Source organism: Rhizobium sp. KNZ2-6A, from assembly GCF_056755475.1.
In genome coordinates, this window is the sequence record NZ_JBNDIC010000149.1 from 1 (window position 1) to 551 (window position 551).

The window sequence follows — 551 nt, forward strand, 5'->3', positions numbered from 1 at the left end:
GACGACCATATCGATCTGCGGCCGCTCGATATCAACGCGCTCGCCACCGGCTCGTCGGTGACCTTCGACTGGAACGGCGATGGCGCGCGCGACGGCACGGCCTGGGTTGGGCCGCGGGACGGCTTCCTGGCGATCGATCTCGGCGAGAACGGTCAGGCGGGCGCTGATGGCGTCATCGATCAGGCGAAGGAACTGGCGTTCTCCGAATGGGCGACGCCCGATCAAGCGACCGCGAACGGCGGTTCTGTCTCCGATCTCGACGGCCTGCGCCTGGCCTTCGACAGCAACCACGACAACGTCCTTGACGCCCATGACCTTCGCTGGAACGAGTTTCGGGTGTGGCGCGATGCCAACCAGAGCGGCGCCGTCGATGATGGCGAATTGCGGACCATGTCGGAAGCGGGCATCAAGCTGGTCAACCTTCTGTCGACCACGGATGGCAGCCAGTCGTTCTCGGATGGTTCCGCGATATCGGGCACCAGCTCGTATCAGACGACGGACGGCACGTCGCACTATCTGGTCGGCGATGCCACGCTCAGCTACCAGCCGGC

The 551-nt window shown here is 65.0% G+C and carries 1 protein-coding gene; it reads left to right on the forward strand.

Going from position 1 to position 551, the window contains the following annotated elements:
• Positions 1-551, forward strand: a 551-nt coding sequence (locus tag ACPYOP_RS32985; RefSeq protein ID WP_481414389.1) for a hypothetical protein, incomplete at both ends; no start/stop codon positions are given.